We start from the raw sequence: 7,543 nt of genomic DNA, 5'->3' as shown, positions 1-7,543 counted from the left end.
TCTTCAACGGGGTCTGCGGAGGTGCGGGGTGCGGGCTCGGTCAGGAGATGCCGAGTTCGCTGTCCAGGACCGCGAACAGCTCCTCGTCGGTCGCGCCGCCCAGGTCGGCGGGCGCGTCGTCCTCGGTCCCGCCGCGCGCGTCCTGCCAGGTGCGCAGCAGCGCCTCCAGCCTGGCGGTCACCCGCGGCACGTCCGACCCGGCGACGACCGCGAGCGCGGCCTCCAGCCGGTCGACCTCGGCGAGCACCGCCTTGGCGTCGTCCTGGTCGTCGGTGAGGTCGGTCAGGAGGGCTCGGGCGAGCGCCAGCGGCGTCGGGTGGTCGAACACCAGGGTCGCGGGCAACCGCAGCCCGGTCGCCGCGCCGAGCAGGTTGCGCAGCTCCACGGCCGTCAGCGAGTCGAAGCCGAGTTCCGTGAACGCGCGCGTGGGCGGCACCTCGTCCACGTCGCGGTGCCCGAGGACGGACGCCGTGTGCGCGCGCACCAGGTCCAGCACCACCTGGTCGCGCTCCACCGGGGACAGGCCGGCGAGCCGGTCGGCCAGCGCGCGGGCGTCCGCGCCGGACGCGGCGGGCGTGGTGCGCCGGACGGAGGCGCGGACCAGGCCGCGCAGCACGGCGGGCAGTTCGTCGGCCCGCGCCGCCAGGGCGCGCGGGTCCACCCGCATCGGCACCAGCGCCGGGTCACCCGTGGCCAGCGCGGTGTCGAACAACGCCACGCCCTCCTCCGGCGACAGGGCGGGCAGCCCGAGCCGGTCCAGCCGGCGCAGGTCCGCCGCGTCGAGGCGGACGCCCATCCCGGTGCCGGTCCACAGGCCGTACGCCAGCGACGTGGCGGGCAGGCCGGCCTGGTGCCGGTGCTCGGCGAGCGCGTCGAGGAAGGCGTTGGCGGCGGCGTAGTTGGCCTGGCCCGCACCCGCCACGACGGCGGCGGACGAGGAGATGAGCACGAACGCGGCCAGACCGGTGGTCTGCCGGTGCAGGTTCCAGGCGGCGTCGACCTTGGCCCGCAGCACGGCGTCCACCTGGTCCGTCGTGAGGTCGGTGAGCAGCGCGTTGTCGGCGACACCCGCCGCGTGCACGACGGCGGTCAGCGGGTGCTCCGCCGGCACCGAGGCCAGCAGCGCGCCCACGGCATCGGCGTCGGCGGTGTCGCAGGCCGAGATCACCACGTCCGCGCCGGCCGCGACCAGGTCGGCGCGCAGTTCCGCCGCGCCGGGCGCGTCCGGGCCGCGTCTGCTCGTGATCAGCAGCCGGGTCACCCCGTGCTCGGTGACCAGGTGCCGGGCGAGCAGCCCGCCGATGCCGCCGGTGCCGCCGGTGATCAGCACGGTGCCGTCCGCGCGCCACGGCGTCGGGCCCTCGACGGGTGCCACGCGCGTCAGCCGGGGCGTGAGCACCTGGCCGCCGCGCACCGCGACCTCGGGTTCGCCGGTGCCGATGGCCACCGCGAGCAGGTCCTCGCCACCGTCGGCCAGGTCGACGACGGTGAACCGGCCGGGGTGCTCGGCCTGCGCCGCGCGCAGCAGACCCCGCAGCGGCGCCTGGGTGAGGTCCTCGTTGCGGGTCAGCACGACCAGGCGGGACGCGGTCAGCCGGTCGTCGGCCAGCCACGCCCGCACCAGCGCGAGCAGGTCGTGGGTGGCGGCCCGCGCCTGGGCGGGCACGTCGCCGGCGACGTCGCCGGCCGGCACCGGTGCCAGCACGACGTCGGGCACCGCGGCGCCGCTGTCCAGCGCGGCGAGCAGCGCGGTCAGGTCGGCGTAGCGGAAGGCGGGCGCGGACACCTCGCCCAGCGACGCCCAGGCCCCTTCGTCCGGCGTGGACGTCGACCCGGTGGTCGCGGACGTCCAGCTCACCCGGAACAGCGAGTCGGTCCGGCGCGGGGCCAGCTGCTCGGCGGTCACCGGGCGGGCGACCAGCCGGCCGATCGTGGCCACCGGCGCGCCCGCGCCGTCCGCCACGACCACCGACAACCGGTCCTCGCCCTCGGGCCGCACGTGGATGCGCAGCTCCGTCGCGCCGGACGCGTGCAGCACCACGTCGTTCCACGCGAACGGCAGCGGGGTGCGCTCCTCCGAGCCGTCGGCGAGGTTGGCGTGCAGGGCGGCGTCCAGCAGCGCCGGGTGCAGGCCGAACCGGGCGGCGTCGCGGTGCGCGGACTCGGGCACGGCCGCGTGGGCGAACAGCTCGCCGTCCGGTCCGCGCCACAGCGCGCGCAGACCTCGGAACACCTCGCCGTAGCCGTAGCCCGCCTCCGCCAGCCGGTCGTAGAACCCGGTCAGGTCGACGGCCTCGGCACCCGGCGGCGGCCACTCGGACAACGGCTCGGGCGTGACCGCCGAGGAGTCGAGCACGCCGGACGCGTGCCGGGTCCACGGCTCGTCACGGCCTTCGGGTCGGGAGTGGACGGTCACGGTGCGCCGCCCGTCCTGGTCCGCGCCGCCCGCCGTGACGCGCAGCGCGAGCGCGCCGTCCGCCGGCACCACCAGTGGTGCTTCGAGGGTCAGCTCCTCGACGGTGTCGCAGCCGACCTGGTCGCCCGCGCGCACCGCCAGTTCGAGCAAGCCGGTGCCGGGCAGCAGGACCGTGCCGTGCACCGCGTGGTCGAGCACCCAGGGGTGGCCCGCGCCGGAGAGCCGCCCGGTGAGCACCACGGAGCCGGTCGCCGGGTCCTCCACGACGGCGGACAGCAGCGGGTGTCCGCCCGCGACCAGGCCGAAGGACGTGGCGTCGCCACCGGCGTCGGCCGACTCCAGCCAGTACCGGCGGCGTTGGAAGGCGTAGGTGGGCAGTGGCGTGGCGCGCGCGTCACGGCCGGCGAAGAACGCCCGCCAGTCGACCTCGACCCCGTGGACGAAGGCTGTCGCGACCGCCGTGGTCAGCGACACCACCTCGTCGCGGTCGCGCCGCTGGGTCGGCACGGCCACGCCCGCGTCGGCGGCCAGGCCGGTGAGCACGGCGTCCGGGCCCACCTCCACGAACCGCGAGACCCCTTGCCCGGCCAGCAGCCCGAGGGCGTCCTGGAAGCGCACGGTGTCGCGCACGTGCCGCACCCAGTAGTCGGCGGAGGCGATCCGGTCGGTGACGAGTTCACCGGTCAGCGCCGAGGCGAACGGCAACGCCGGCGCGCGGTACTCGACCTTCTCCGCGACCCGCCGGAACTCCTCCAGCATCGGCTCCATCAACGACGAGTGGAACGCGTGGCTGACGGACAACCGCTTGGTGCGCTTGCCGGCCAACCCCGCCACCACCGCCTCGACACCAGCCTCAACACCCGACAACACCACCGACGACGGACCGTTCACCGCCGCGATGTCCACACCGTCTTGCAGCAACGGCAGGACCTCGGACTCCGAAGCCTCCACCGCCACCATCGCCCCACCCGGCGACAACTCCCCCATCAACCGACCACGCGCCACAACCAACGAACACGCGTCCTCAAGGGAGAACACGCCCGCCACGTGCGCCGCCGCGATCTCACCGATCGAGTGGCCCGCGACAAGATCCGGCCGAACCCCCCACGACTCCAACAACCGGAACAACGCCACCTCGAACGCGAACAACGCAGGCTGCGCGAACTCCGTCCGATGCAGGGCCTCGTCCTCGACGACCTCGACCAACGGCCGGGACAGCAACGGGTCCACCACCGCGCACACCTCGGCGAACGCCTCCCTGAACACCGGGAACGCCTCGCCCAGCGCACGACCCATGCCCAACCGCTGCGAACCCTGACCCGTGAACAAGAACGCGGTCAGACCCGGGGTAACCCGGCCGCGCACGGACGCGTCGGAGAGCGCCGCCGCCAGCTCGGCGGTGTCGCCGCCCACGACCGCGAGCCGGTGTTCGAGGTGCGCGCGACCGGTCGCCAGGGAGAACGCGACGTCCTCGGCACGCTGGTCCCGCACGGCCTCGCGCAGCTTCAGCACCTGGGCGGTCAGCGCTTCGGGCGTCCGGGCCGACAGCAGCCAGGGCACGACGGCGGTGTCGACCGTCGCCGGGGTGACGGGCTCGTCCTCGGTCTCCTCGACCGGCGGGGCCTGCTCCAGCACGACGTGCGCGTTGGTGCCGCTGATGCCGAAGGACGACACGCCCGCCCGGCGCGGGCGGCCGGTGTCCGGCCACTCCTGCGCCTCGACCGGCAGCCGCACGTCGCCGGCCGTCCAGTCCACGTGTGACGACGGCGTGCCCACGTGCAGGGTGGGCGGCACCTGACCGTGCCGCATCGCCATGATCGCCTTGATCACGCCGGCCGCGCCCGCCGCCGCCTGCGTGTGCCCCAGGTTGGACTTGACCGAGCCGAGGAACAGCGGGTGCTCCCGGTTCTGGCCGTAGGTGGCCAGCACCGCCTGCGCCTCGATCGGGTCGCCCAGCGTCGTACCGGTGCCGTGCGCCTCCAGCACGTCCACGTGCTCGGGCGACAGGCTCGCGTTCGCGAGCGCCGCGCGGATCACGCGCTGCTGCGACGGGCCGTTCGGCGCGGTCAACCCGTTCGACGCGCCGTCCTGGTTCACCGCGGTCCCCTTGACCACGGCCAGCACCGGGTGGCCGTGCCGCCGCGCGTCGGAGAGCCGTTCGACGACCAGCAGCGCCGCGCCCTCGGCCCAGCCGGTGCCGTCGGCGGCGTCGGAGAACGGCTTGCACCGGCCGTCGGGCGACAGGCCGCGCTGCCGGGAGAAGTCCACGAAGGTCTCGGGCGAGGGCATGACGGTGACACCGCCCGCGAGGGCCAATGAGCACTCGCCGCGGCGCAGCGCGGTGACCGCCAGGTGCAGCGCCACCAGCGAGGACGAGCACGCGGTGTCCACGGTGAGCGCGGGGCCTTCCAGCCCCAGGGCGTAGGCGACCCGGCCGGAGAACACGCTGCCGGCGTTGCCGTTGCCGATGAAACCCTCGAACTCCTCGGGCACCACGGGGATCCGGGACGAGTACTCGTGGTACATCAAGCCCGCGTAGACGCCTGTGCGGCTGCCCTTGAGCGAGGTCGGCGCGATGCCCGCGTGCTCCAACGCCTCCCACGCGACCTCCAGCAGCAACCGTTGCTGGGGGTCCATCGCGGTGGCCTCGCGCGGCGAGATGCCGAAGAAGTCCGCGTCGAAGTCGGCGGCGTCGTGCAGGAAGCCGCCCGTGCGGGCGTAGGTGTGGCCGCGGTTGTCCGGGTCCGGGTCGTAGAGCGCGTCGACGTCCCAGCCCCGGTCGGCGGGGAAGTCCGACACGGCGTCCACGCCGTCCCTGACCAGGTCCCACAGCTCGTCCGGGCCGGTCACCCCGCCGGGGAACCGGCAGCCGATCCCGACCACCGCGATCGGGTCGTTATCCCGCCGCTCGGCCTCGCGCAGCCTCCGCCGCGCCTCCCGCAGGTCCGCCGTGGCCCGCTTGAGGTAACCCAGGAGCTTTTCCTCGTTCTCCACGCACGCCTCCAGGACCGTCGCCCGGCCGCACCGACCGGTCGCGGCACACCACCGCGGAATTGGGGATGAGCGACGCCTCCACGAGACCGCCCCCGCGGTATCCCGCCGCCGTGCGAAGCCCTTCTCGCCTGCGCTTTTTCCGGCTCGCTCAGCCGCCCTGACGCTACGGTCGCCCCTTGGGCGCACCCACCCCTAGCCTCCCTTAGCGTCCCCCTAGGGGCGGGTGCGTCCCCCTGCTGCCCGGCGGCCCACCCCGATCCACCCGTACCCGCGCACACGACGACGACCCCGACCGATGGCCGGGGTCGTCGTGGGGAAGAGCGGGGTTCAGACCGTGACCGTGCCCTCGGGCTCGGCACCCTGCTTGACGGCCCTCTGCTTGACGGGCTCCTGCTCGACGGCGTCCTGCTCGACACCGACGTGCTCGACACCGATGTGCTCGACACCGATGTGCTCGACGGTGACGTGCTCGGCAGCGTCGTGCCTGATGGCGTCGTCCGCGTCAGAGTCGTCCTCGGCGTTCCGCTCCGGCGGCCCGGAGGGCGGTGGCGTCGGGCGGGCCACCTTGCGCAGCAGGGCGAACGCGACCACGGCGGTGACCAGCAGCGTGCCGGTCACGGCGTAGGCCGACACGTGCACCTCGTCCACGAACGCCGACCGCGCGGCCCCGGCCAGCACCTCGCCCGCGGTGGCGGGCAGTCGCCCGGCGGCCTCCAGCGCCGAGCCGAGGGTCTCCCGGGCCGCGGCGACGGCGTCGGCCGGCGCGTCCACGTCGGCCAACCCCGAGCGGTAGACGAACGCGCCCAAGCTGCCGAGCAGCGCGACACCGAGCGCGCCGCCCAACTGGCTGCCGGTCTCGGACAACCCCGACGCCGCGCCCGCCCGCTCCGGTGGCGCGTTGGTCACCACGAGTTCGGCGGTCAGGGTGAGCACCATCGCCATGCCCATGGCGCTGAGCGCCTGGCCGATCACGGCCTCGGCCAGGCCGTGGTCGACGCCGACCCGGGTCATCAGCAGGAAACCGCAGGCGCCGACGACCAGGCCGATCACGATCACGACGGCGTGGCGGAACCTCGCGGCCAGCGCGGGGGCGAGCACCGCCGCGCCGATGGTCGCGGTGAACACCTGGGGCAGCGACCACAGCCCGGCCTCGAACGGCCGCAGCCCCAGCACCAGCTGGAGGTACTGGCTGGTGAAGAAGAGGAAGCCGACCAGCGCGAAGTTGGTCAGCAGGCTGGTGACCAGCGCCGCGGAGAACGCGGCCTTGCGGAACAGCCGCACGTCGACCATCGGGTCGTCGAGCCCGCGCTGCCGCCAGACGAAGAGCGGCACGAACAGCAGTCCCGCGACGATCGCGACCAGGGCGAGCACGGAGGCGTCGCCCTCGGCGTACTCCTTGATGCCCCAGACCACCGGCAGCACGGCGGCGAACACCAGCAGCGTGCTGAGCACGTCGAACCGGCCCGCGTGCGGGTTGCGGTACTCGGGCAGCAGCAGCGGCGCGAGCACCACCAGCACGAGCATGATCGGCAGGTTGATGAGGAACACGGAGCCCCAGTGGAACGTCTGGAGCAGCCCGCCGCCGACCAGCAGCCCGATGGCGCCACCGGCGGAGAAGCCCGAGGCCCAGATGCCGATCGCCGCCCGGCGCTGGCCCTCGTCGCGGAACATGGTCCGGATCAACGACATGGTGGAGGGCATGAGCGTGGCCCCGGCGGCGCCCATCAGCGCCCGGGTGCCGATCAGCGCCTCGGGTGAGGCGGCGTAGGCCGACGCGGCGGAGGCGACGCCGAACAGCGCGGCCCCGATGATCAGCAGCTTGCGCCGCCCTATCCGGTCGCCGAGCGTGCCCATCGGTATCAGCAGCCCGGCCAGCGCGAAGGCGTAGATGTCGGTGATCCAGAGCAGCTGGCTGCTCGTCGGCGCCTGTTCGGCGCTGATGAACGGCAGGGCGTAGGACAGCACGGTCATGTCCATGCTGATGATCACGGTGACGAGAACGAGGACGGCCAGTCCCCACCACTCGCGCCTGCCTGCACGTGGGCCGGAAGTCATGCGGAGAAACTACCCGGCGATCTATACATTTGTATACGACGTTTGTATGAACAGGGGTTCGGTGATCGGCTAGGATCA

The 7,543-nt window shown here is 74.0% G+C and carries 1 protein-coding gene and 1 pseudogene; both read right to left on the bottom strand.

Annotation, left to right across the window (positions count from 1 at the left end; genetic code table 11):
* Nucleotides 1–40: 40 nt before the first annotated feature.
* Nucleotides 41–5,410 carry a type I polyketide synthase gene (locus ACQPYE_RS18170; RefSeq protein ID WP_498722553.1) on the bottom strand — a complete coding sequence of 1,790 codons (5,370 nt, stop codon included), beginning with the start codon at nt 5,408–5,410 and terminating at the stop codon, nt 41–43.
* 564 nt (nt 5,411–5,974) lie between these two features.
* A pseudogene (locus tag ACQPYE_RS18165) lies at nt 5,975–7,465 on the bottom strand (MFS transporter); the annotation flags it as partial.
* Nucleotides 7,466–7,543: the final 78 nt, after the last annotated feature.

Source organism: Actinosynnema sp. CA-299493 (assembly GCF_050946825.1).
Classification (GTDB): Bacteria; Actinomycetota; Actinomycetes; order Mycobacteriales; family Pseudonocardiaceae; genus Actinosynnema.
This window is presented reverse-complemented; position numbering and strand designations above follow the sequence as displayed.